Consider the following 21,167-nt stretch of genomic DNA (forward strand, 5'->3'; position numbering starts at 1 on the left):
GCGTGTTTGAAAAGGTGGGGACACACAGCACCCGCCGCTGTTAGCATGACGGCACGGCCGCCACTGGCCCACGACAACCCGAGGAGATCCGACCGATGGCAACCCGCCTGAACCCCTATATCTCGTTCCGTGACAACGCCCGCGACGCGATCACTTTCTACCAGTCCGTCTTCGGCGGGGAGCTGAATGTCAGCACTTTCGGTGACTTCCAGGCCAACGAGGACCCTGCGGAAGCGGACAAGGTGATGCATGCCATGTTGGTGGCGCCGAATGGCTTCACGCTGATGGCCGCGGATACACCCAGCAGCATGCAGCACAACCCCGGGGATAACATCTCCGTGTCCCTCAGCGGCGAGTCCTCGGATGACGCAGAGCTTCGCGACTACTGGGAAAAGCTTATCGACGGCGGCACGGTCACCATTCCGCTGGAGAAGGCGCCTTGGGGAGATGCCTTTGGCATGTGCGTGGATAAATTCGGCATCGCGTGGCTGGTCAACATCGCAGGGGCTCCCCAAGAAGGTTGATCCGGCTATACGACCCTCCGTCCGTCCGTGGTGAGCCGAATACCCATGTGCTTTGGGGTACGGAGCACTATCGAGCGGTCCATGATCTCGGCGAACGGCAATCTTTCGCCAAGCTGCCTCTCAAGTACTGTCATGTCTTCAACGCGACGAAGCCATACCGTCATGAGAATCGAATACATACCCGCCGTGGTTGCGACCAATCGCACTTCGTTGAGTCCGGTCAGCTTTCCTGCAACGTCTTCAACATGGGTTGCCGGCACGCGGAGGAAATACCACACGGCTAGCGGCCACGGCGTATAGGGCCGGGCCACTTCGAGGCGCATTATCAGGCGCTTCTCTGCCAGGAGAGCGGACAACGCGTTCTTGGCCCGGGTTTGGCTTATTCCCAGCCAACCGGCGATGTCAGCTATGGTGGCCCGGCCGTCTAGCGCGAGTATTTTGGCGAGTCCATTCTCGACGTCGGCCGGGACTCCTCGCTGCCCGTTTCCCGGTTCCGGGAGATCGATCGCCAACCGATTGGCGTCGCGTTCATTCAGCGACCGCAGCCTCCATACTTGTGCGTCGGCGAGAAGTTTGATCCCCCGGTGCGTTCGAGTGCTGGTGACGCCGGACACGGACGGTAGTTTGTCCAGGACGAATTCGCCGAGGGCTGCTTCGGAGCGGCACTGAACCGTCACCACTAAATCCCGCCCACCGGCGACTTGATCGATGGACAGGACCTCAGTGTCGCGGGCGAGCTCTTCCGTGACGGGGGCAATGCTTGCCGGTACGCAGTCGATTTCCACGATCGCTCCGGCATACTTGGCGCCCGGTCCCTTGTAGGAGGTAATCCAGGCAAGACCTGAGTCTTGGAGAGCCTGCCAGCGTCTTGCCAATGTGACCGCGTCTGCGCCGACCACGGGCGCTAACGCTGTCCAGGGCGCCCGCGGACGTATCTGAAGTGCATGCAGTAGACGGAGATCCCGCTCATCGAGCAGATATTCCTGCATCGGACGCTCTTTTCTCGGAAGAAGCCTGCATTTTGAGTGTATTCGATCACTTGCTGGCTAGGTTTGGTTCGCCCGTTCCTCACTTGAAAGGCAGCCATGTCTCCTCTCATCAGCACATCAGCTGCCAGCAGCCTGAAACCCATGTTCGATACCCCTCGCCCCGGCGAGTCGCCCGTTCCCAACAGCCGCACGGAAGATGAGGTGGGTGCGGGTGCAGGGTCGGATGACGCAGGCCTGATCGCCCTGGTGCGGGAGGGGGACCACGAAGCATTCGCGGAACTGTACAGGCGCCATCGCAAGGTCGCGGGCTACGTGGCGCGGGCCGAATCAGATAGTTCCAGCGAAGCCGAGGATGTTGTTTCCGAGGCGTTCGCGGCGGTGTTTGCAGCGCTGACCTCAGGAAAAGGGCCCCGCGAGTCATTCCAGGCATACCTGGCCACTACCGTAAGGCGCATGGCCCACCGCAGGAACGTGACAGTGCGGCGCTCTGCGACGTTGGGCTATGGAAGCGCGCTGGATGTTTTGACACTCGAGGAAAACACCACAATCGCAGCTTTCGAATCAACGATCCTGATGCGGGCATTCCGCTCCCTACCGGTGCGGTGGCAGACCGTTCTATGGTGCATGGAAGTCGAAGGCCTCAAGCCGGCTGCCACGGCCCGAGTGTTGGACTTGACGCCGAACGGTGTGTCCTCGTTACTGATACGCGCAACGGAAGGACTGCGGCAAGCGTACCTACAGCAGCACGTGGGCAAAGCCGCCATTGAGGAATGCACGGACTTCGCACGGCACTTGGGCAAGTTCGTGAGGAACGCGGTACACAAGGCTGCCCGCTTGAGAGTGGACGAGCATGTTGCCCAGTGCAGGCATTGTGCCAATGCGCTGGCTGACCTGCAGCATATTCAGGCAGGCATGAACCCACAGCCTCGCGTGGTGGTCCCAGCGGCGTTAGCACGATAGGTGCCCTGCTGACGACGGCGTTGCGGCCCTTTGTGTGCTGACACCGTCCAGCGTCCACCTCACTCAGTCACAGCGGATTCAAAGATTTCTCGACGCGCCCGCATAGCATCCGCGCCTAGCCTGAGTGGGTGAAGGTTGAACGAGACCCTGGAACCCACGACGACGGCGAGCTCGCTCCGGCCAGTGAGCATGGGCGAGTATCTCTGCCGCTGAGCCGGCGTCGCCTCCTGCACGGAGCCGGACTGATAGGTGTTGGAGCGCTTGGCGCGACCGGCCTATCCAAAACCGGACTTATCCCTGGCTTGGCTGCTCAGACGACGATGGTCACAGCCTCCCCATCTGTTCCCACCGCTTCCCCTTCATCTTCACCGTCGCCCCAGGCCGTGGCGCCGCCTGACCGTACATTCGTGACGACGCACCTCACCGCCCCGCATGTGGCCAGTTGGTCCACGGGATCTTCGGCGCCCGGGCTGTTGTTTACAGGTCCCATGGGACACGGTTCGAACGGAATGATCATGAACAACGTCGGCGAGCCTGTCTGGCTGGAGCCGACAGGTGCCGGTGTGATGGATCTGCGCGTGCAATCCTTCGAGGGCCAGCCTGTGCTCACCTACTGGACCGGAACCGGCGTCGGCGGCCACGGGATGGGCAAGGGGGTAATCATGGACAGCAGCTATCGCATTATTGCCCAAGTCACGGCAGGCAAAGGGATGCAGGCAGACCTCCACGAGTTCACCCTGACAACGGCGGGAACCGCGTTGCTGACCGCCTATCCCACCGTTCAGCACGACCTGTCCGCGGTAGGTGGGCCGGTCGCCGGCAATATGTTCAACTGCCATGTGCAGGAGGTGAATGTCCGCACCGGAGCTGTCTTGTTGGACTGGGACGCCTTGGAACACATTCCCTTGACGGATTCCTTTCTGCGTCCGTCCGACGACGCCGGCAGTGACGGCTCGACGCCGGACAAAGCCTACGACCCGTACCACTTGAATTCCGTGGAGGAGAGCGGAGACGCGCTGCTGATTTCATCCCGGCACACGCACGCTTTGTACCTGGTGGACAGGATGAGCGGAACCGTCCGATGGCGGCTGGGTGGCAAGCAAAGCGACTTCAAGCTCGGGCCAAATGCAGCATTCGCTTGGCAGCACGATGCACGACGGCGGCCGAACGGACTGATCAGCATGTTCGACAATCACTACTATTCCGGCACGGCGGGGACATCGCGTGGTCTGGTGCTCGCCGTTGACGAGAAAGCCCGGACGGCCGCGGTCCACCAAGAGTTCATCAACGCAGGCCACCGAGGCAATGCCATGGGTAGTCTCCAGTTCCTGCCTAACGGAAACGTCCTGGTCGGTTGGGGCGCAGACCCGGCCGTCACCGAATTCACTGCTCAGGGCGCCGCCATTTATGAGGCCACCCGTGTGGGTAGCGGTTCCTACCGGGCTTACCGAAGCGCGTGGAGCGCACACCCTGCTGCGCTCCCCGACGTAGCTGTGGTCCCAGGTAATGGCTCAACGATGGAGGTCTACGCGAGTTGGAACGGCGCCACGGAGGTTGCCAAGTGGCGATTCCTCAGCGGCACCAGTCCAAGTGCGCTGCGCGAGGCTGGAACGTTCCCTAAACGCGGCTTTGAGACCTCAGCGGCGATCGCAGCAGCTGCGCATGTGTCGGTGCAGGCACTGGATAAGAACGGTGCTGTGTTGTCGACGTCGGTAACGATCGCAGCATAACCGCAGCTACTGGGTTTGCGCCTAATGGGCCACGATTTCCGGAGCCGGGCGCCCGGCTGCTTCCCGTAGGCCTGCCAAGTGGACGGCGTGGGACAGGGCGTCGACGGTGTCGCTACCCAGTCGCTCCCGAGTCGCCGCGTCCCATGCAGAGACGAGGCTGTCCATCCTGTCGAGTCTGGCGCTGCCGTGGTCGGAGATCTGGACGGTGACTCGACGGCGGTCCTCGGGGCTGGGAATCCGGAAGACAGAGGCGGCATCTTCCAACGAGTCGATCACCCTGCTCAGGGACGCGTTGGCCATGCCCGAGGAGGCGGCAAGTTCGCCCATCGTCGGGGAATCAAACTTCGAGACCAAGCTGAGTATCCGCCACTGTTCCACGGTGGCGTCCTCCTCGCTAAGAGCTAGTGCGAGACCGTCGAGTAGCGCTTTTTCGATGGCCGAGAGGGCGGAGATAACCTGGGCGAGCGGGACGCCGGGTCCGTTTTTATCCCAAACCGGGAACATGAGTCGTCCTCCTGAATCGCTCTGTGGCTCCCCGATGCGGCAAGATCGGGTTGTGACCTCTGCCACCAGCCTAGTGCTTCCGAGCACTCTCTTGCTGCGGGGCCCTACTCCGGGAACCCTGAGTATTGGGCTGCTCGCTCCGCTGTCGGGGGTGATGGGTATCTCGGGTCCGTCAATCCTGAACTGCGCAGTCCTTGCTGCCGAGCACGTGGTTGAACGGGCCGGCGTTGTACCTGAGCTCGTCGTGATCGACGCCGGTCGGGGACCCGCCGAGGCGGCACGTATCGTAAGTCAGCTTGTCGGCGCCGGACTTGTCCAGGGCTTCGTCGGGGCCCACACCTCGGATGTCCGTGCGGCTGTTTCGCGGGTGGTTGGTGACCGGGTGCCTTACGTCTTCACGCCTCCACACGAGCGGGAACCAGGAGGGGCGGGTACGATCTTTATCGGTTCGGGTCCGCGGTTGCAGCTTCAGGGGCCCCTCGAATGGATTATCGCGCACCGCCGGGTGCGCCGGTGGGCTTTGATCGGCAACGATTACATCTGGCCACGACAGGTTCACCGCGCCGCCGCCCAGCTTCTACGAGGGCTAGGGCAGGACGTTGTTATGGACCGACTCGTTCCCGTGGGCTCGGTCGATGCGGAGCAGCTCTTGGATGAGTCACGGAAGAATGGCGCGGATGCAATCTTGATCTCGCTCGTTGGCCGCGACGGCATCACCTTTCACCGTTCGACAGCGGAGATCGGCGCTGACCAGCGCTTCATCCGGCTGTGCACCACGCTGGATGAAAACAGCCTCTTGGCGGCCGGAGGGGACTCAACGGGCACGCTGTACTCAGCGATGCCCTCATTCATTGGCCAGAGTGATGAGCGGCATCAGGGCTTACTTGAGCTGTATAAGGATCGCTTTGGGACATCCGCACCCCTTCCGGCGTCGTATGCCCAAGGCTGTTATGACGGAGTCGTCCTGCTGGTGGAATTGTGGCGGAGCGGGCTCTTGGAGTCGATGCCGCCTAGTAGGGCCGCTCGGCGTCTAACTTCGACGGCGGGGTCCGCAGGCTCTGCCTTTGCTCGTCCAACCGCCGGTTGGGAAATTGCCGTGGCCGCGGGGAACGACCTGTTTGTGATCTAGGCCTCATCCCAGTAGTATGCAATCATTCCATCTGGAAATAAATTCTCCACCCCCCCGCAGACGATGCCGTCTGCGGCTGACCATTGGATAAAATTGATGTCTATCAAGGGATCGAGCGCAACAAACGACGGCGCTGTTTCGCCTGAGATTGCGGGCGAGAGGGGCGACGGGATCGAGGGTTTCGGTTACCGTCAGGAGCTTAAGCGCAGTCTGAAGTTCTCCGACTTGCTGGTCTACGGGTTGATCTTCATGGTGCCGATCGCCCCGTTTGCGATTTTCGGGAGCGTCTTCCAGGCCTCCGGCGGCATGGTCGCGATGGCCTACATCGTCGGGATGCTTGCCATGATGTGTACGGCGAACTCGTACGCGCAGATGGTCCAAGCCTTCCCGATGTCGGGTTCCGTCTACACCTATGTGGGCCGCGGAATTACACGGATCCTGGGATTCGTAGCCGGCTGGATGATCCTTCTGGACTACGTACTCATCCCTGCACTCCTATATTTAGCGGCGTCGATCGCCATGAACGGGATGATCCCCGCTGTGCCCCTTTGGATCTGGCTGATCGCATTCGTCGTGCTCAACACCGTGGTCAATTATCTTGGCATCGAGTTCACCGCCCGGGTCAACAAGGTCATGCTCGTGTTGGAACTGCTCGTATTGGCGGTGTTCCTTGTGATCGGATTTACGGCTGTCGCCAACGGTCAGGGCACCTTCAGCTTCGACGCTTTCTTCAACTCCCACACGTTCGACTGGTCCTTGATATTCGGAGCGGTCTCGATCGCAGTGCTGTCCTTCCTCGGCTTTGATGGCATATCCACCCTCGCCGAGGAAAACTCGGGGACCACCAAATCATTGGGTCGGTCAATGATCGCCGCACTGCTCCTGGTCGGCGTGCTCTTTGTTGTACAGACGTGGGTGGGATCCATGCTCGTACACGACCCGGCCAGCCTCATCGCCAACGGCGATCCGGACGGAACGGCCTTCTACGCTGCCGCCCAGAACGCCGGTGGCCCCTTCCTCTTTATCCTCACGGCTGCGGCGACCGCCGTCGCGTGGGGTTTCGCTAATGCCTTGGTCGCGCAGGCAGCGACATCCCGGCTTCTGTTCGCCATGGCACGGGACCGCCAGCTTCCGAAGTTCCTGAGCCGAGTGCACCCCAAACGCGGTGTACCGGTGAACGCCACATTCCTTGTCGCCGGTATCTCACTCGTACTCGGCCTTTACCTCGTCACCCAGCCCAACGGCCTCACTGAGATCTCCACCCTGGTCAACTTCGGCGCATTGACTGCGTTCTCCTTGCTAAACGTCGCAGTGGTGTGGTGGTTTGTTGTCCGCCAGAAGTCGCGTCGGTGGATGGTGCACCTGGTGCTTCCGGTTCTCGGCTTCGCCATCCTGGTCTCGGTCATCATCAACGCCAACATCGCCGCGCAGATCCTCGGTGTGGTTTGGCTCGTTGTTGGTGTCATCGTGGCCATCATCCTGCAGAAGGCAGGACGAATGACGGATCCCTCCGGAGCGGCCTCCCCGCTCGAGCTCAATGAGGTGGGCTGATATGGCAATCCACTCTCTCAAGCCCCGCCCGGATCAGTACTCTTACGTCTTTGGGGGAGTCGAACCACTCATCAGCGTGAAGCCCGGCGACGTCGTCGAACTGAGCACGGAGGACTGCTACGGAGGCCGGGTCACCAGCGCAGAAGATCTGCCGAGCAACGTGGTCCCGTTTGCTGAGCTTAATCCGGTCTCGGGTCCGATCCACGTCGAAGGAGCGGAGGTCGGCGACGTGTTGGCCGTCCATTTCGTGTCGATCGTACCTGCCCGCGCCCACGCAATCTCCAGCACTTTCCCGCTCTTTGGGGCATTGACCCCAACCCGCGAGACGGCGATGCTGTCGGAACCGCTCGAGGAACGCGTTTGGTTCTATGACCTCGATCTTGAGTCGTGGACGGCTACGTTCCGTGCCCGTCGGTCCGATTACGTACTCAGGCTTCCCCTGGATCCGATGCACGGTACTGTCGGCGTCGCCCCCGCCAGTGGGGAGGTCCGGCTGGTGGTGACTCCGTCAACTCACGGGGGCAACATGGATACCCCTGAAGTGCGGGCAGGGACAACGCTTTACCTCCCGGTCAACGTACCAGGGGCGATGCTCTCCCTCGGCGACGGTCACGCGCGGCAAGGGGAAGGCGAGGTCTGCGGGACCGGGCTGGAATCGGCAATGAACACCGCAATCGTCGTAGACGTCGTCAAGGGAGGAGCCTTGGCATGGCCAAGGCTCGAAAATGACGACTACATCATGAGCACCGGCTCAGTTCGGCCCCTCGATGACGCGTTCCGGATCAGTCAAGCCGACCTTGTGTCCTGGACCTCTGACCTCACCGGCATGGACACCCTCGATGCTTATCAGCTCGTCAGCCAACTCGGTCTTGCTCCAGCTGCCAATGTCTGCGACCCGAACTACACGATGTTGGCGAAGTTACCGAAGTGGTCGCTGAAATCAGCTGAGGCCTACGGTGGAGTCCACCGTAGGCTCCGTACTGCCGCCGAAGAGTACAAGGGACGCTAGCAAGAAGGCTGGCCCGGTTCAGGGCGCCGCAGAACCGGGCCAGCCTCAAAACGTTCGAGGGGTTTGCCCTAAATTTGCGTTGAATTAGGGGAGAGGCGGGCCGGTCGCGAACCCGCATGGGTTCGGGCCAGGGGTCTCTCCAACGCCAGCCCCGGGCAACCGGCACTCCGCCTGAAGAGACAATGCGGCCAGCCTTGATGACGGTGCGGGGCCGGTTCGCGTCCCAAAGCACGGATGGCTCCTCGAAGGGATTGCCGTGGAGCATCACAAGGTCCGCGGAGGCCGCCTCCGTAATGCGTCCCAAGTCGTCCCGCCGGAGCGGTGCCGCGATGGTCGGCGTCGCCCAGGGGAGTGCATCGTGGACCCCCAACACTTCGCACCGCAGGCGAAGCCCGGCATTTGCTCATCCTGAAGCTCACCCATAAGGTCTGTGCCAAAGCCACCTCGGTAAGTCCATTCGCGAGCCTTGAACCAGCAGCCTCATCGAGCTGTCTGTTAGTTACCCGCCGGACGTTCCTGGCTGGCCAAGGCCAAGGAGTTCACAATGACGAATTCCCGCCCGGTGATTGCCGTAGCAACACTGGGCTCTACCCTGCTGCTGGGAGCATGCTTCGGTGGACAAGCCGTCACGCCGGCCCCGCCGACGGTCTCAACAGTCCCATCCACAGTGACCCCGTCCCCGAAGCCACAGACCGCCAGCCCGGACCCGACAACGTCGCCGCTTGTTGCCCCGCCTGTTGCCCCGTCCGCACCAGCCGCGCCAGCTACGGTCCCGCCAGCCGTCGTCGCACCTCCCGCCCCTCCGGCACCTGCCCCGCCGGTCGTCGTCGCTCCGCGTCGGGAGGTCAAGGAGACATGTGGGCCTTGTCGGAGTCGCGGTGGTGCTGCTCATCAGTGGTTGCGCTGCCATGGACCAGAAGCAGGTGACGGCGAGTGGCTCATCCGGAGGTACGCAGTTCGCATGGTTTCAGTCCGGCCTCGGACCCGATGGATGGAAAACGATGGAACTTCCGGACCGAACGGCGGTACTGTCCATACCGCCCGGTGCCGCTGCGGTGAAAAGCGATCCCGGGAGTGTCTCGGCGGAAATCACAGCACCGAATGGTGACCTTCAGGTCTGCTTCGACTCCACCCCGCGCCGAAATGCTTCAACGATTCGTCAACGAGACCGACATTGACGTGATCATGCTGGCCGGCCGGTACACCCTCTTGGAACAGGGAGCGGCAACTGAGTTGCTTCCTGCTTGCCTGGAACACGACGTGGCCGTGGTGAATGTGGGCGTCTTCAACTCCGGCCTGCTGTCCAAGAACAGGCCCGCGGCCGATGCCACGTACAACTACAAGGCGGCGCCCCGGGAACTGTTGGACCGGGCCAACCAGCTAGCCGACATCTGCTTGGCGCACGGCGCCACACTGCCTGCCGCCGCCGTCGCATTCCCGTACCAGCATCCTGCCGTGACAAGGGTGGTCTTGGGCATGCGCACCCCGGAGCAGGTGCAACAAAACCTCGATCTGGTAGCCCACGTGATCGCGCACGTGTCATCCAGCGGACGTGCCCTGGTTGGGCTGATCGACTGGGCGACCTCCGGGGAGGAACGCCGGCTGTACGCGTCCCCTGAAGCGCGCACCGAGGCTATCGCCGCCCTTGCTGCCCTGCCGCGGGAGGAACTCCTGGCTGAAGTGCGGGACCGCCTTCGCCAGTGAAGCCCAGCGGCTGACGGGAGAACTTGCAGCACCGGAAGTAAAGGTGGGTGGCCGGGAGCTGCCGGCCACGTCCATCGTGGGGCTGCGGATTGCCGAGGTGGTGGTGCATCACCATGACCTCGAGACTGCCTGGACCATCGAAGAGGCTGATCCCGATTCCCTGCTGAACGCTGTCGAGGCCGTGGTACGTGCGTTGCGTGCCAAAGGGGCGCCGGGCATGACGCTGGTCACCGAGGAGCGCGATGAATGGGTCATTGGTGACGATGCTCTGCGGGTTGAGTCCGACAGGGAGAACCTGCTCCAATGGCTGGCGGGCCGAAACACCCAAGACGGCGATCACCTCGACTCGAGCGGACCATTACCGACATTGCCCTCCTGGTGAAGTGTTGCCCGTAGCTCGACCATCAAACTATTTGCTGGCGAAGTCAGCTACTCATCCGCAAAGGGAAACTTTCCTGCCGTTCGAATTGGGGACGTCCCGCGAAATTCCGGAGTGAATCGTACTGGGTCCGCCCTCGAGTTTGTAGCCATAAATCTTGGCCGTGAAATCCCGTTCGTCGGCCCGGAACAGCCCAATGTCCGGATCCACCAGCATCCGTGGGACGAAACCCGGGACGGAAGCACTCACAATGACCTCTAAACCACGGAAACATGCACAAGATGCAGGAGGGCTGCAGCCATAAGCGATCGGAGGGCAAACTCGACCCTGGCCACAGACAAGCGACTACAGCAGAATATGGCCTGACCTGCGCAAACGTCGTAGTAGTCGACGGACGGGAGTTGGTGCAGCTACTTCTCCTCCCGTTGCTTTGAAGGCTGATTATGGATATTCCGTCAACCTGGGGGAGTGGTACTGGGCGCAGCCACCGTCAGCGGATGCCGCCAAGATCACTGTCAATGTAGGAACCAGGGCGGTTTCCGTCGTCGTGCTGGCAACCGCAGTGACCATCCAGCTGTAGCCGAACGGTCACGGGACTGGATGAGTCCAGTTGAATATCCACCGAGTCCTTCCCGTTGCTGCTAACTCGAAGAGTATGTACTTGGTCGTTGAGCTGGGTCATAGTAAAAGCTTTCTATAGTTCGGCTGTGTCCAGGCGGCACGGGCCGCGAAGCCACGCGCCTCCAAGGCGGTTTGGTGCATCGGGTGAGCAAGCTGTTTATTGTCCGGGCCCGGACGGCGGTGCAACCGGCGTTGTCGAAAACGTTGTAGCCATGAGATTAGTCACAAATTGTCTGCAGTAAAAGCGCAAGATTTGAGAGATAACAGTGCAGAATGGGTGCATGATCGATCCGCGGCTTGCAAGGCTTCGGGTCTGTCCTCGGTACGGCCCAGTCGGCGCAACCGCAGAAACCAAGGGTTACTCTCCCTCCGCCCTCTCCGCGCAAGTGCGTGAGCTCCAGCGCGTGGGGATCCGGTCAAACGCAGGGAGTGCGACTGTGCCAAGTCTAAGGCGCTATGAGGATTGACTACGTGGCGGCCAGTCGCTGGTGGAGGAGGCGTGATGGCGCGTTGAATGCGATAATCACGGCTTTGATGGCGAAGTACGTTATCCGATTTCTCGCCATGCGCGGGCGTTATGGACGCTGATTCTTCTTGAAGACGATGTAGTCGGACATTCGTGTGGCTGCGCGGGCTGCGTGCTGTGTGATGACCGCGGGGCTGTAGTCCAGTAGATCAATGAGTGTTCGGGCATCGACTTCCTGGCTGAGGTCGCGGAGTGTGGCGTTTCGGGCCCGTTGTGCGTCGATTCCTAGGACTTTGAGCCGCTCGGAGAGGGTCGCCGGGTGAAGGTGCTGGCCCGCGCGGGTGCCGGGGAAAAGCCACGAGGTATTTAAGTTCGTCGTGTTCTGGTTCTCAGATCCCTCACGCTGGCTCCAGAACATCTCGGTTATTGCTGCGGGGATGGTGGCTGGTGTGGTCCCTAGCTTGAGAAGCATGCCCTCTGGAGTGATGCTGATGTGTTCGTTGCGGAGCATGACGATCTTGTTCAGGGGATGCGCCCAGAGCAGCAAGATCAGGCCGGCGAGGCGTGTGGACCTGATGACGTGGTCGTGTTCCAGGCAGTTGCGCACGAGTTCAATACGTTCGGCCTGAGTGATCATTGGCGTGGATTGAGCGGGACGGAACGGCGCGTCGAGGGGCCCTCGTCGTGTGCTGTCGCGGTTGAGCCACCGGACAAAGTTACGGATGTGCTTGCGGGTGCTGGGCCCGGTACTGAGGTATTCGTCGATGTGGGCTTGTCTTAGTTCGCCTGCTGCGATGCCGTGGGAGTGCCGGAGCCATATGAGGAGCTTGCCTGCTTCGGTGATGTCCTGTTTGGCCGCGTGGGTAGCGGTCTCAAGATTCACGGCCGGGTCTGTGGCTTTGTCCCGGATGCGTTTGAGGTGGTGCCATGCCGCGTAGCGTTCGATCAGTTGGCTCGTGCCGTCGTTGGGGAGGTTGCTGATCCTTGCGGCCAGCCAGTGTTCGAAGCGGGTGAGATTTTCATTTCCGCGCCCTGGCATCATGCGGTGGTGGACCAGCAGGGCGCGCAGGTGTTCGGCGGCCGTGGACCGGGGGAGCGCGTCGAAGGCCTCGTGAGTGAGCGGGAGTGTTCGATCCCCGATTGCTTCGAGTAGTGCCCGGGCCTTGGTGCCGCGGCGCATGTAGGTGTAGATGCTCTCGGGCCTGCCGGTTTCCGTGAGGAGGCCGATCAGCCGGCGCAGACGGAAATCATCACCGGGTTTGAGCACTGCCGTGAGGTCGTCTGTGAGGGTGCAGCGGATGCAGAGACCGCCCCGGAACCGTTCGGATTCGCGTTTGCATCGTGTGCAGGTCAAGGCAGTAGTGATGTCAGCGCAGTCGCGGCAGATGGGTTCTTGGTCTGGCGAGCGGCCAGGGAGCATGCGGGTCTCACCGCAGTTGGGGCACTTCCCGCGGCGGTGGGTGGCCTCTGTGAAGCAGGCTCCGCAGACTGGGCCGTCGGGCCAGTGCACCCGGATCTTGACGACTTGCTGGTGGCACCGACCGCAGGTGTAGTCTCCGCTTGAGCGTGGTCGGCCGCGTTTTTTGGGGGTGGGCAGATCGGTGAGTGTTGGCGGGCGTGCGGAGCCGTTGCCGCCGGTGGCTGGACGCCCTGGGCTAGTCATCGTCCTCGACGATCCGGGCGCGGACGGGGCGGTAGTTGCGCATGTCCGGGACATCTCCACTCGCTGTTTTGCGGTGGTGCCGGATGGTCTTGGTGTCGGTGGCCGTGTAGGTGATCAGGTCATTCGGCGTTACGTCCAGGGCATCGCAGAGTGCAACGAGGACCTTAAAGGAGATCCGTTCAGGTTCCTGGGTCACGATCCGCCAAATGGCGTTGGCGGTCAAGGTGATGCCGCGATCGTGCAATAGGGCGGCGAGTTCCTTGGCCGTATGGACCCCGCGGCGTGCCATGATCTCGCGGACCCGCCAGCTGTAATCGATCTCTCGTCTGCTCATCAGTGTTTCCTCTCGCGCAGTTCCAGGGCCGCGTTGATGATTCGTTCATGCACCCGCTCAAGTGCGAGGCGTTGATAGTCGGGGGAGGGCAGGGTGTAGATCGAGGTCGTGGCCGCGTGCTCGTGGCCGAGCTGAAGCTGAACGAAAGCCACATCGAACCCCTCACCGGTAACCAGGTGCGTGGCATACGAGCGGCGGAAAGAGTGCAGGTCCAGGCCCGGCGGGAACCCCAACTCGTCTACAAGGTCATGGAGCCGGCCGATCAGGTGTGATTCGCCAACAATTTTTCCCGCGCTGGTTGGGAAGAGGTCTGTGACGGGATGCCCATAGCGGGGGAGTCCGTTCCTGATCCAATCGGCAACCATTTCCGCGGACCACTCCCAAACCGTCAGGACGGAACGGACCTTCTTCGCGGAGCCGCGGTGAGGCTTTCCCCAGCGCACCCGGAGTACGCCATGGTCTCCAAGAAACGGCGCCTTGCCGTTGCGCGAAAAGTCCGCCACCTGCAAGTGGCGCAGTTCGTCCGAGCGCAATCCCCATCCGTAAGCTGTCTTGAACGCAATCGCATCACGCCAGGCAGCCAGTGCACCCTTGCGACCGGAGTCCAGGATCCGCACGACCTCAAGGTCGGCCAAATCAAACAGCTCCTGCAGCTCGCGCTGGCTAAATGGCCGCTTGGCCGGACGGGCTTCCGTGGGCTGCGCGTGCGTCACCCGGTTCAGCTCGGTTACCACCTGGGCAAAGACCTGGCCGAAGAGCTTCGCGCTTTGCTCACACCAGTCATAGTGCGGGCTGCAGGCATAGTCGCAGAACAACTTCACCGCACCCTGATAGGACCGGACAGTGCCATGGGACAGATTTCGCACAGCACGCGCATGAGAGAAAAAATCGTCCGCGTCGCCCAACGTCCACTGCCATGGATACCGGCCGGAAAAGTCCACGAGGCTCAGCACGACGTTCCGCCTGGTGCGGATAGTCGACGGCGAGAAATCCTTCGCGCGCTGCTGGCGCTCCCAGCCATCCAGGACAAGCGTCAGGAACGACTCCGGATCCGACGCTTCGCAGCCGAACGGAACAAACAGAACATTCTCATCATCCTGCGCCATGGTCAGTCCTTGCCTCATCGCAGCTCTTTGCGATCTTCGCACGCAAATTGCGAGAACCGCAATCACTGCCGGTAAAAAGGCTGTTCATAGGCCGCTTACTGAGGCCCATCCAGGCGCTCCGCGGCGCTCACCGTCGCTGTTCCCGGCGCCCTAACGTCAAAATGAATCCGCAGGTCAGGTACCGATTAGGCGAGAGCGTCAATACGTTCCCCGAAAGCTCACGATGTGCACGATTCGCACTTAGAGTCATTACTACTTTACATAATGTAGATTATCGGCGTTAAAGCAGGACGAGTAGAAGTAGATGAGAGAACCCGTCCCAACCTGCCTTCCGGCGTTTTCCCACGTCAGAGCTGGTTCTGGTTTTCCGGCGTTCGGTGACAGCCATAGGGCCTTGCGTGTCATTCTGCGAATGAACAGCGTAATCTCTCATTAGATGAGAGATTCTTGCGTACAGTTGGGTCAGTGAGTATCGAACCTGGGCGGATTCCGGCCTTTCTGACCAACGTGAATGTCGGGCTGCTGCGTGCCGAGGATCGCGTCTTTGAAGCGATGCTTGATGGCTGGCGGGCACAGATGCTGGCGCGCGGGTTGTCGACGTCGTATATCAAGAGCTCGTGCGGGACGGTCCAGCGGTTCCAGGAGCATGCGAATGAGTACCCGTGGACGTGGTCCGCGCACCACGTGGATGAGTTCCTGGCGGACCGGCGCAGCTCCGAGAAAGGTCTGGCTTTATCAACCCTGAGGGCTAATTCCGGCGCCATCAGGGCGTTCTGCTCCTACCTGACGGATGGACGTTACGGTTGGGCGGCCTTCTGCGAACGGGTTTTCTCGGACATCCCGGTGCAGGTCGTCTTCGAGTGGAACTCGCCCCGGCACACAACGGATGATGCGATGCCGGCACGCCGCCGGGCGTTCACCAGGGCTGAGCTGCAGACCTTCTTCGACGCCGCCGACGACCTGGTCGACACCGAGTTCGCCAAGGGATCCAAGCGATGGCTTCCAGCCCTAAGGGACTCGACGGCGTTCAAAGTCGCCTACGCCTACGGGCTCCGGCGGCGGGAACTGGCCATGCTCGAATACGTCGACTTCGGGCCCAACCCGCACGTTGAGTCTTTCGGCCGGTTCGGGGCGCTCCAAGTGCGCTGGGCCAAGGGAACCAAGGGCTCAGGCCCCCGCCGCCGCACCGTTCTAACTGTCCCCGAATTCGATTGGGTCGTCGGGCTCCTTGAATACTGGCTCTCCCCTGACGGCCGCAAACGTTTCCCCACCGCCGACCGATCGGCCAGCCTGTGGCCCTCGGAACGCTCCGGCTCCACGGTTTACCGCAACTTCGACCGCTCCTTTCAGCGCGTGAGGAAAATCGCGGGCCTCCCGGAGGAACTGTCCCTGCACACGCTGCGGCATTCGTACGTGACGCACTTGATCGAGGCCGGCTACGACCCGCTGTTCATCCAGCAGCAGGTCGGGCACAGCTACTCCTCCACCACGGCCCTTTATACTTCCGTGTCGGCGGACTTCAAACAGAAGACCATCCAGAAAATGATCGCCCAGCGGCTACGCAGCGGCGGCACTGACGAGGGGAACGGCCATGGCTGAACAGCGACGGATCGGCTACCGCTGGAACCTCCGGCAACTGATGGCCCAACGCAACCTCTGGAAGACCACCGAGCTTCTCCCCCTGCTGAAATCCCGGGGTATCAATCTCTCCAACGCCCAGGTCCACCGGCTCGTCACCGGAACACCCGAACGCATTCCCGCCCAGACCTTCGCGGCGCTCTGCGACATCCTCGAATGCACGCCCAACGACCTCTTCGAACCCTACGTGCAGATGCGCGCTGCCAAGACAGCGAATGCACCGAAGAAGCCGGAAGACCTGGGAATCGCCCCCGGCGCACCTATCGCACGACGGATCCGCGTGCTGCCGCCGGACGAAGATGCCTAGGCCCCGGAAAGCCAGCGACCCCGCAACATGGCCCGAACCATGCGGACGCTGCGCTGAACACCACCAAATCGCGGTCCGCTGGCCCGACGGCGGAATCTGCGGCTACTGCTACCAGCAGGCCAAAAGAACCCGAGGCACCTGCGCCTGCGGTCACGAGGGCGTCCTGCCCGGCCGCGTCGACACGCTGCCGGCATGCCGGAGCTGCTCCGGAGTCCAGCTCAACATCGACTGCATCGGATGCGGGAGGGAGGATGAACTCCACTCAGGGAACCGATGCTGGTCATGCATCCTCGCAGCTACCGTCGACAGGCTCCTCAGTCCACCGGATAACCAGCCACCCTCCCCGGCGCTCCGGGCAGTCGCCACCGCCTTGAAGTCCATGAAGCGGGCCAACAGCGGCATGACCTGGATCCAGCAACCACACGTCACCGCCTTCCTCCAACAGCTCGCGGCCGCGCCTGTGATCACACACGCACGCCTCGACGAACTGCCGGCATCCCGCACCCGCGAATACGTCCGAGGACTGCTGGTCGAACACAATGCGCTGCCGCGCCGCGATGAACTCTGCGCAAGGTTTAGTGACTGGTCCGAGCAGGCACTCGAGCGGGTCACTAGCCAGAAGAATCGGGACATCATCCGGCGCTACATCCGCTGGCACCACCAGCGCCGGATGAACCAGATGGGCGAGGTCACCCAAGGCACGTTCCTGAGGGCCAAACAGTCAGTCACCGTAGCTATCGAACTTCTGAACTGGCTCACCGAACGAGACACTGAACTCGCAGAACTGACCCAAGCCCACCTGGACCGATGGCAAGCAGAAGGCCCCACGACGCGAGGCATCGCCTCACGCTTCCTCGACTGGGCAACCAGAACCAGCCTCATCGATCCCTCATTGAAGCTGCAGCCCCACCGCCGCGGCACCAGCCCAAGACTCGATGCAGCCGCTCAAGCAGAGCTCGTCCACAACCTAAGCCACACGACCGACATCAACCCGAGGGACCGCGCAGCAGCCATCCTCGTCCTGGTCTTCGGGCAGCAGGTTTCCGATATCGTCCAGCTGACGTGGGACGACGTCACCGTGACAGAGGATCTGGTCACGGTCACCTTCGGAGCCGTCGAGATCGCACTAACACCGCCGCTCGATGAACCCTGGCGCGAACTCGCAGCCACGCCAACCCATCACCAGACAGCAGCGCACCCCAACAGCAACTGGGTATTCCGCGGCGGCTCACCTGGCCGGCACATCCAAGCCTCAACCCTCACCCATCGATTGAGTAAGGCTTTCAGCAGCCGGGCGGCCAGGCTCGGAACACTGCACGAACTCACCAAACTCGCTCCAGTGGCCATCATCGCCGAAGCACTCGGCTACTCCCCAGCCACCATCGATCGACATGCCCTGGCATCATCGGCCAACTACATGGAATACATGTCCGCACTCTCCACGCATCAGTCGGAGGCAGGAGTTCGGTCCGCACCGTGAAGTAGCATGGCCGCATGTCTGACCCGGACGAAAACGAGGAACCGCTGCAGTCATTGCCCCCAGGGATGCCCAAAAGATACGCCGAGTACCGACCTGAGACTCCCGGCAAGCCCCTACCACCCCCAACGAACGTTGGAGGCTACGATGAGCTGCTCGAGTACTGCCAGCGGAAGGGGCTGTCTCTTCCTCGCTCGCGACAGGGACTCACAACAATTGATTCTCTGATTGAAAGCGCGGAAAACACGACGCCTCTGTCAGCCTTGGTAAGGCCAATAGGCATGTTTTATGGAGATGTCCTGACCCACACCATCTCTGGTGCGCACTGGAAAGTAATCAACGAGAATTTTCCGGAGGTCAGCATAACCACACGCACGAGCGTCTCGGTGATCGAGGTTGCGCAAAGACGGCTGGATCTCGGCCTGCCAACTCTGACAATGAACTACGATCATGCGCTGGACCTGGTACGGGGAGAGCCACCTCAAAGTCATTGAGACTTCGGTATAGGCCCGGATCGCCCCAACGGTTGCTAGAACACGCCTCTGGAACGGAGCTATAAGAACGCCGCAGCCAACGAGGGGCACCAACAACTCGTCCCACTTCAACACGTCCCGCTGCCAGTCTTCCGAGGTTCCTGGAAGCGGATGCCATCCACGTCGTTTCCTAACCACCCACGTACAACGCCAAGTGCTTACCTGTCAGGGTCGATCCGTCAGCCACAAGTTCCGCAGGGGTGCCGGCGAAGACAATCTTGCCGCCGTCGTGTCCGGCACCGGGCCCGAGGTCGATGATCCAGTCAGCGTGGGCCATGACTGCCTGATGATGCTCGATGACAATCACCGACTTCCCAGACTCGACCAACCGATCCAGCATTCCGAGCAAGTTCTGGACATCTGCCAGATGCAGCCCGGTGGTCGGTTCGTCGAGGATGTAGATATCACCCTTTTCTGACATCTGGGTGGCAAGCTTCAAACGCTGGCGTTCACCACCGGACAACGTTGTCAGCGGCTGACCCAGCGTCAGGTACCCAAGTCCAACGTCGCTGAGGCGGTCGAGGATTTTGTGGGCGGCCGGGGTCCGCGCCTCACCTTCATTGAAGAACACTTCCGCCTCGTTGACAGACATTGCAAGCACTTCTGCAATATTGCGGCCGCCCAGTTGGTACTCAAGGACCGAAGCCTGGAACCGTTTCCCGTTGCATTCCTCGCAGGTGGACTCCACCGTAGCCATCACGCCCAGATCGGTGTAAATGACGCCAGCGCCATTGCAGGTAGGGCACGCGCCCTCCGAATTGGAGCTGAACAGTGCGGGTTTCACGCCATTGACTTTGGCGAAGGCCTTGCGGATCGGCTCCAGCAGCCCCGTGTACGTTGCAGGGTTGCTGCGCCGCGAGCCCCGGATCGCACCTTGATCGATAACCACCACGCCATCGCGCGGCGCCACGGAACCATGAATCAGGGAGCTCTTCCCAGAACCCGCAACACCGGTCAGTACACACAGGACACCCAACGGAATGTCGACGTCGACATTTTTCAGGTTGTTTGTTGACGCTCCACGGATTTCAAGGAAGCCCGACGTCGGACGGACAGTTTCCTTGATGGCGGCACGGTCATCCAAATGCCGCCCGGTGATGGTGTCACTCCCCCGTAGTTCTTCAACGCCGCCTTCGAAGCAGACCGTTCCGCCGGCTGTTCCCGCGCCGGGACCAAGATCGACGACGTGGTCCGCGATCGCAATGGCTTCGGGTTTGTGCTCCACCACCAGCACGGTGTTGCCTTTGTCCCGGAGCTGCAGCAAGAGCTGGTTCATGCGTTCAATGTCGTGCGGGTGAAGCCCAATGGTGGGTTCGTCGAAAACGTACGTGATATCGGTCAGTGAGGAACCCAGGTGCCGGATCATCTTGGTCCTCTGGGCCTCTCCCCCGGACAAAGTACCGGCTGGGCGGTCCAAGGACAGGTAGCCGAGGCCGATCTCCGCAAAGGAATCCAGCAAATGCTGCAAGCCTTTCAGGAGTGGCGCCACGGTCGGTTCGTCCAACTGCCGGATCCAAGCAGCGAGGTCGGTGATTTGCATTTTGCAGGCGTCCGCAATGCTGATCCCCTTGATTTTGGACGAGCGCGCCTCAGGGCTGAGCCTGGTTCCCTCGCATTCGGGGCAGGTCGTGAAGGTGATGGCGCGCTCAACGAACGCCCGGATGTGCGGCTGGAGTGCATCAACATCTTTGGACAGCATCGATTTCTGAATCTTGGGGATCAGGCCCTCATACGTCAGGTTGATTCCCTCCACCTTGATTTTGGTGGGCTCCCGGTAAAGGAGGTCCTGAAGTTCCCTTTTGCTGAACTTGGCCAACGGCTTGTCCATGTCGAAATACCCTGACCCGCTGAAAATACGCCCGTACCATCCATCCATGGAGTATCCGGGAATGGTGAGAGCACCTTCTTTCAGGGATTTGCTGTCGTCATAAAGGGCTGTGAGGTCGAAGTCGTTGACAGAGCCCATGCCTTCACAGCGGGAGCACATACCACCCAGCCGGTTGAAAGAAGCCTTTTCGGTTTTGGTTTTTCCTTCGCCCCGCTCCACCGTAATGGCACCGCTGGCCTTCACCGTGGGGACATTGAACGAATAGGCATTCGGCGAACCGATATGTGGCTGGGCCAAACGGCTGTAGAGTATGCGCAACATAGCGTTGGCGTCCGTTGCCGTGCCCACCGTGGACCGGGGGTTGGAACCCATTCGTTCCTGGTCCACGATGATCGCCGTGGTCAACCCTTCCAGGAGATCAACGTCCGGGCGGGCCAAGGAAGGCATGAATCCCTGGACGAATGAACTGTAGGTCTCATTAATCATTCGCTGCGACTCCGCGGCGATAGTCGCAAAGACCAATGAACTCTTACCCGAGCCCGAAACTCCGGTGAAAACCGTCAACCTTCGTTTGGGGATCTCAATGCTGATGTCCTTCAGGTTGTTTTCCCGCGCGCCTTGGACGCGGATCAAATCGTGGGTGTCCGCGACGTGCTGTGCAGGTTGCCGGGTGTTCGGACTCGTAGCAATAGTCATCGTTTCTCCATCCGGCTGG

General features: G+C 61.3%; 21 protein-coding genes and 1 pseudogene. 13 read left to right on the forward strand and 9 right to left on the reverse strand.

All coding sequences use genetic code 11. The features are described from left to right. The first annotated feature begins 95 nt into the window (after positions 1-95). The gene (locus tag QRN04_RS02700; RefSeq protein ID WP_284974614.1) at positions 96-524 is read left to right on the forward strand and encodes a VOC family protein; all 429 of its coding nucleotides are present in this window, start codon (positions 96-98) and stop codon (positions 522-524) included. A 5-nt stretch (positions 525-529) separates the two neighbouring features. Here QRN04_RS02700 and QRN04_RS02705 read toward each other — a convergent pair whose 3' ends face one another. Beyond that, entirely contained in the window at positions 530-1,513 is a 984-nt protein-coding gene (locus QRN04_RS02705; RefSeq protein ID WP_284974615.1) for an Lrp/AsnC family transcriptional regulator, read from the reverse strand. A gap of 96 nt (positions 1,514-1,609) precedes the next feature. Between QRN04_RS02705 and QRN04_RS02710 the strand changes: the two genes are divergently transcribed. Together QRN04_RS02710 and QRN04_RS02715 are read left to right on the forward strand one after the other, a co-directional pair. Next, positions 1,610-2,473 (forward strand): sigma-70 family RNA polymerase sigma factor, encoded by an 864-nt coding sequence (locus tag QRN04_RS02710; RefSeq protein WP_284974616.1) that lies wholly within the window; start codon positions 1,610-1,612, stop codon positions 2,471-2,473. A gap of 128 nt (positions 2,474-2,601) precedes the next feature. Continuing rightward, positions 2,602-4,203 carry an arylsulfotransferase family protein gene (locus QRN04_RS02715; protein WP_284974617.1) on the forward strand — a complete coding sequence of 534 codons (1,602 nt, stop codon included), beginning with the start codon at positions 2,602-2,604 and terminating at the stop codon, positions 4,201-4,203. A gap of 21 nt (positions 4,204-4,224) precedes the next feature. Here QRN04_RS02715 and QRN04_RS02720 read toward each other — a convergent pair whose 3' ends face one another. After that, on the reverse strand, positions 4,225-4,707 hold the full coding sequence (locus QRN04_RS02720; RefSeq protein ID WP_284974618.1) for a MarR family winged helix-turn-helix transcriptional regulator: 483 nt from the start codon (positions 4,705-4,707) through the stop codon (positions 4,225-4,227). 52 nt (positions 4,708-4,759) lie between these two features. On the opposite strand from QRN04_RS02720, the gene QRN04_RS02725 reads away from it, so the two are divergent. From QRN04_RS02725 to QRN04_RS02735, 3 genes are all read left to right on the forward strand, one after another. Next, complete coding sequence (locus QRN04_RS02725) at positions 4,760-5,836, forward strand: substrate-binding domain-containing protein (RefSeq protein WP_284974619.1); 1,077 nt, start codon at positions 4,760-4,762, stop codon at positions 5,834-5,836. A 96-nt stretch (positions 5,837-5,932) separates the two neighbouring features. Next, complete coding sequence (locus QRN04_RS02730; protein WP_284974620.1) at positions 5,933-7,387, forward strand: APC family permease; 1,455 nt, start codon at positions 5,933-5,935, stop codon at positions 7,385-7,387. Between the two features lies 1 nt (position 7,388). After that, positions 7,389-8,396, forward strand: coding sequence for an acetamidase/formamidase family protein (locus tag QRN04_RS02735; RefSeq protein ID WP_284974621.1), 1,008 nt, complete (start codon positions 7,389-7,391; stop codon positions 8,394-8,396). 495 nt (positions 8,397-8,891) lie between these two features. On the opposite strand, the gene QRN04_RS02740 is transcribed toward QRN04_RS02735, so the two are convergent. Then, positions 8,892-9,245: a hypothetical protein gene (locus QRN04_RS02740; protein WP_284974622.1), complete on the reverse strand. Its 354-nt coding sequence runs from the start codon at positions 9,243-9,245 to the stop codon at positions 8,892-8,894. 294 nt (positions 9,246-9,539) lie between these two features. On the opposite strand from QRN04_RS02740, the gene QRN04_RS02745 reads away from it, so the two are divergent. Beyond that, positions 9,540-10,100 carry an aldo/keto reductase gene (locus tag QRN04_RS02745; RefSeq protein WP_284974623.1) on the forward strand — a complete coding sequence of 187 codons (561 nt, stop codon included), beginning with the start codon at positions 9,540-9,542 and terminating at the stop codon, positions 10,098-10,100. A 43-nt stretch (positions 10,101-10,143) separates the two neighbouring features. Further along, the gene (locus QRN04_RS02750; protein WP_284974624.1) at positions 10,144-10,482 is read left to right on the forward strand and encodes a DinB family protein; all 339 of its coding nucleotides are present in this window, start codon (positions 10,144-10,146) and stop codon (positions 10,480-10,482) included. Between the two features lie 51 nt (positions 10,483-10,533). On the opposite strand, the gene QRN04_RS02755 is transcribed toward QRN04_RS02750, so the two are convergent. After that, on the reverse strand, positions 10,534-10,728 hold the full coding sequence (locus tag QRN04_RS02755; RefSeq protein ID WP_284974625.1) for a hypothetical protein: 195 nt from the start codon (positions 10,726-10,728) through the stop codon (positions 10,534-10,536). A 241-nt stretch (positions 10,729-10,969) separates the two neighbouring features. Further along, the gene (locus QRN04_RS02760; protein ID WP_284974626.1) at positions 10,970-11,161 is read right to left on the reverse strand and encodes a hypothetical protein; all 192 of its coding nucleotides are present in this window, start codon (positions 11,159-11,161) and stop codon (positions 10,970-10,972) included. Between the two features lie 220 nt (positions 11,162-11,381). Here QRN04_RS02760 and QRN04_RS02765 point away from each other — a divergent pair. Next, positions 11,382-11,507 (forward strand): annotated as a pseudogene (locus QRN04_RS02765) (LysR family transcriptional regulator); the annotation flags it as partial. A 168-nt stretch (positions 11,508-11,675) separates the two neighbouring features. Here QRN04_RS02765 and QRN04_RS02770 read toward each other — a convergent pair. The 3 genes from QRN04_RS02770 to QRN04_RS02780 all read right to left on the reverse strand — a co-directional run bounded on the left by QRN04_RS02770 (position 11,676) and on the right by QRN04_RS02780 (position 14,669). Further along, positions 11,676-12,920, reverse strand: a complete 1,245-nt coding sequence (locus QRN04_RS02770) for a hypothetical protein (protein WP_284974627.1) — start codon at positions 12,918-12,920, stop codon at positions 11,676-11,678. Positions 12,921-13,221: 301 nt separating this feature from the next. Further along, positions 13,222-13,563 (reverse strand): helix-turn-helix domain-containing protein, encoded by a 342-nt coding sequence (locus QRN04_RS02775; RefSeq protein ID WP_284974628.1) that lies wholly within the window; start codon positions 13,561-13,563, stop codon positions 13,222-13,224. Continuing rightward, complete coding sequence (locus tag QRN04_RS02780; protein ID WP_284974629.1) at positions 13,563-14,669, reverse strand: tyrosine-type recombinase/integrase; 1,107 nt, start codon at positions 14,667-14,669, stop codon at positions 13,563-13,565. Before QRN04_RS02780 ends, QRN04_RS02775 begins: the two co-directional genes overlap by 1 nt. Positions 14,670-15,134: 465 nt before the next feature. Here QRN04_RS02780 and QRN04_RS02785 point away from each other — a divergent pair, with 465 nt between their 5' ends. Genes QRN04_RS02785 through QRN04_RS02800 form a run of 4 tightly spaced genes read left to right on the forward strand, consistent with a single transcriptional unit; the run spans position 15,135 to position 18,585 of the window. Further along, positions 15,135-16,268, forward strand: a complete 1,134-nt coding sequence (locus QRN04_RS02785; protein WP_284974630.1) for a tyrosine-type recombinase/integrase — start codon at positions 15,135-15,137, stop codon at positions 16,266-16,268. After that, on the forward strand, positions 16,261-16,614 hold the full coding sequence (locus tag QRN04_RS02790) for a helix-turn-helix domain-containing protein (RefSeq protein WP_144648897.1): 354 nt from the start codon (positions 16,261-16,263) through the stop codon (positions 16,612-16,614). Before QRN04_RS02785 ends, QRN04_RS02790 begins: the two co-directional genes overlap by 8 nt. Next, entirely contained in the window at positions 16,607-18,094 is a 1,488-nt protein-coding gene (locus QRN04_RS02795; RefSeq protein ID WP_284974631.1) for a tyrosine-type recombinase/integrase, read from the forward strand. Before QRN04_RS02790 ends, QRN04_RS02795 begins: the two co-directional genes overlap by 8 nt. Before the next feature lie 14 nt (positions 18,095-18,108). After that, positions 18,109-18,585, forward strand: a complete 477-nt coding sequence (locus QRN04_RS02800) for a DUF6278 family protein (RefSeq protein ID WP_284974632.1) — start codon at positions 18,109-18,111, stop codon at positions 18,583-18,585. 169 nt (positions 18,586-18,754) lie between these two features. On the opposite strand, the gene QRN04_RS02805 is transcribed toward QRN04_RS02800, so the two are convergent. Next, positions 18,755-21,148: an ATP-binding cassette domain-containing protein gene (locus QRN04_RS02805; protein WP_284974633.1), complete on the reverse strand. Its 2,394-nt coding sequence runs from the start codon at positions 21,146-21,148 to the stop codon at positions 18,755-18,757. Positions 21,149-21,167 lie beyond the last annotated feature (19 nt).

The organism is Arthrobacter sp. efr-133-TYG-104, from assembly GCF_030208915.1.
Classification (GTDB): Bacteria; Actinomycetota; Actinomycetes; order Actinomycetales; family Micrococcaceae; genus Arthrobacter.

Excerpts from the sequence above, each read along its gene's own strand:
- QRN04_RS02700 (WP_284974614.1), top strand. The coding sequence starts at position 96 with ATGGCAACCCGCCTGAACCCCTATATCTCGTTCCGTGACAACGCCCGC.
- QRN04_RS02705 (WP_284974615.1), bottom strand. The coding sequence starts at position 1,513 with ATGCAGGAATATCTGCTCGATGAGCGGGATCTCCGTCTACTGCATGCA.
- QRN04_RS02710 (WP_284974616.1), top strand. The coding sequence starts at position 1,610 with ATGTCTCCTCTCATCAGCACATCAGCTGCCAGCAGCCTGAAACCCATG.
- QRN04_RS02720 (WP_284974618.1), bottom strand. The coding sequence starts at position 4,707 with ATGTTCCCGGTTTGGGATAAAAACGGACCCGGCGTCCCGCTCGCCCAG.
- QRN04_RS02730 (WP_284974620.1), top strand. The coding sequence starts at position 5,933 with ATGTCTATCAAGGGATCGAGCGCAACAAACGACGGCGCTGTTTCGCCT.
- QRN04_RS02735 (WP_284974621.1), top strand. The coding sequence starts at position 7,389 with ATGGCAATCCACTCTCTCAAGCCCCGCCCGGATCAGTACTCTTACGTC.
- QRN04_RS02745 (WP_284974623.1), top strand. The coding sequence starts at position 9,540 with ATGCTTCAACGATTCGTCAACGAGACCGACATTGACGTGATCATGCTG.
- QRN04_RS02760 (WP_284974626.1), bottom strand. The coding sequence starts at position 11,161 with ATGACCCAGCTCAACGACCAAGTACATACTCTTCGAGTTAGCAGCAAC.
- QRN04_RS02775 (WP_284974628.1), bottom strand. The coding sequence starts at position 13,563 with ATGAGCAGACGAGAGATCGATTACAGCTGGCGGGTCCGCGAGATCATG.
- QRN04_RS02780 (WP_284974629.1), bottom strand. The coding sequence starts at position 14,669 with ATGGCGCAGGATGATGAGAATGTTCTGTTTGTTCCGTTCGGCTGCGAA.
- QRN04_RS02790 (WP_144648897.1), top strand. The coding sequence starts at position 16,261 with ATGGCTGAACAGCGACGGATCGGCTACCGCTGGAACCTCCGGCAACTG.
- QRN04_RS02795 (WP_284974631.1), top strand. The coding sequence starts at position 16,607 with ATGCCTAGGCCCCGGAAAGCCAGCGACCCCGCAACATGGCCCGAACCA.
- QRN04_RS02800 (WP_284974632.1), top strand. The coding sequence starts at position 18,109 with ATGTCTGACCCGGACGAAAACGAGGAACCGCTGCAGTCATTGCCCCCA.
- QRN04_RS02805 (WP_284974633.1), bottom strand. The coding sequence starts at position 21,148 with ATGACTATTGCTACGAGTCCGAACACCCGGCAACCTGCACAGCACGTC.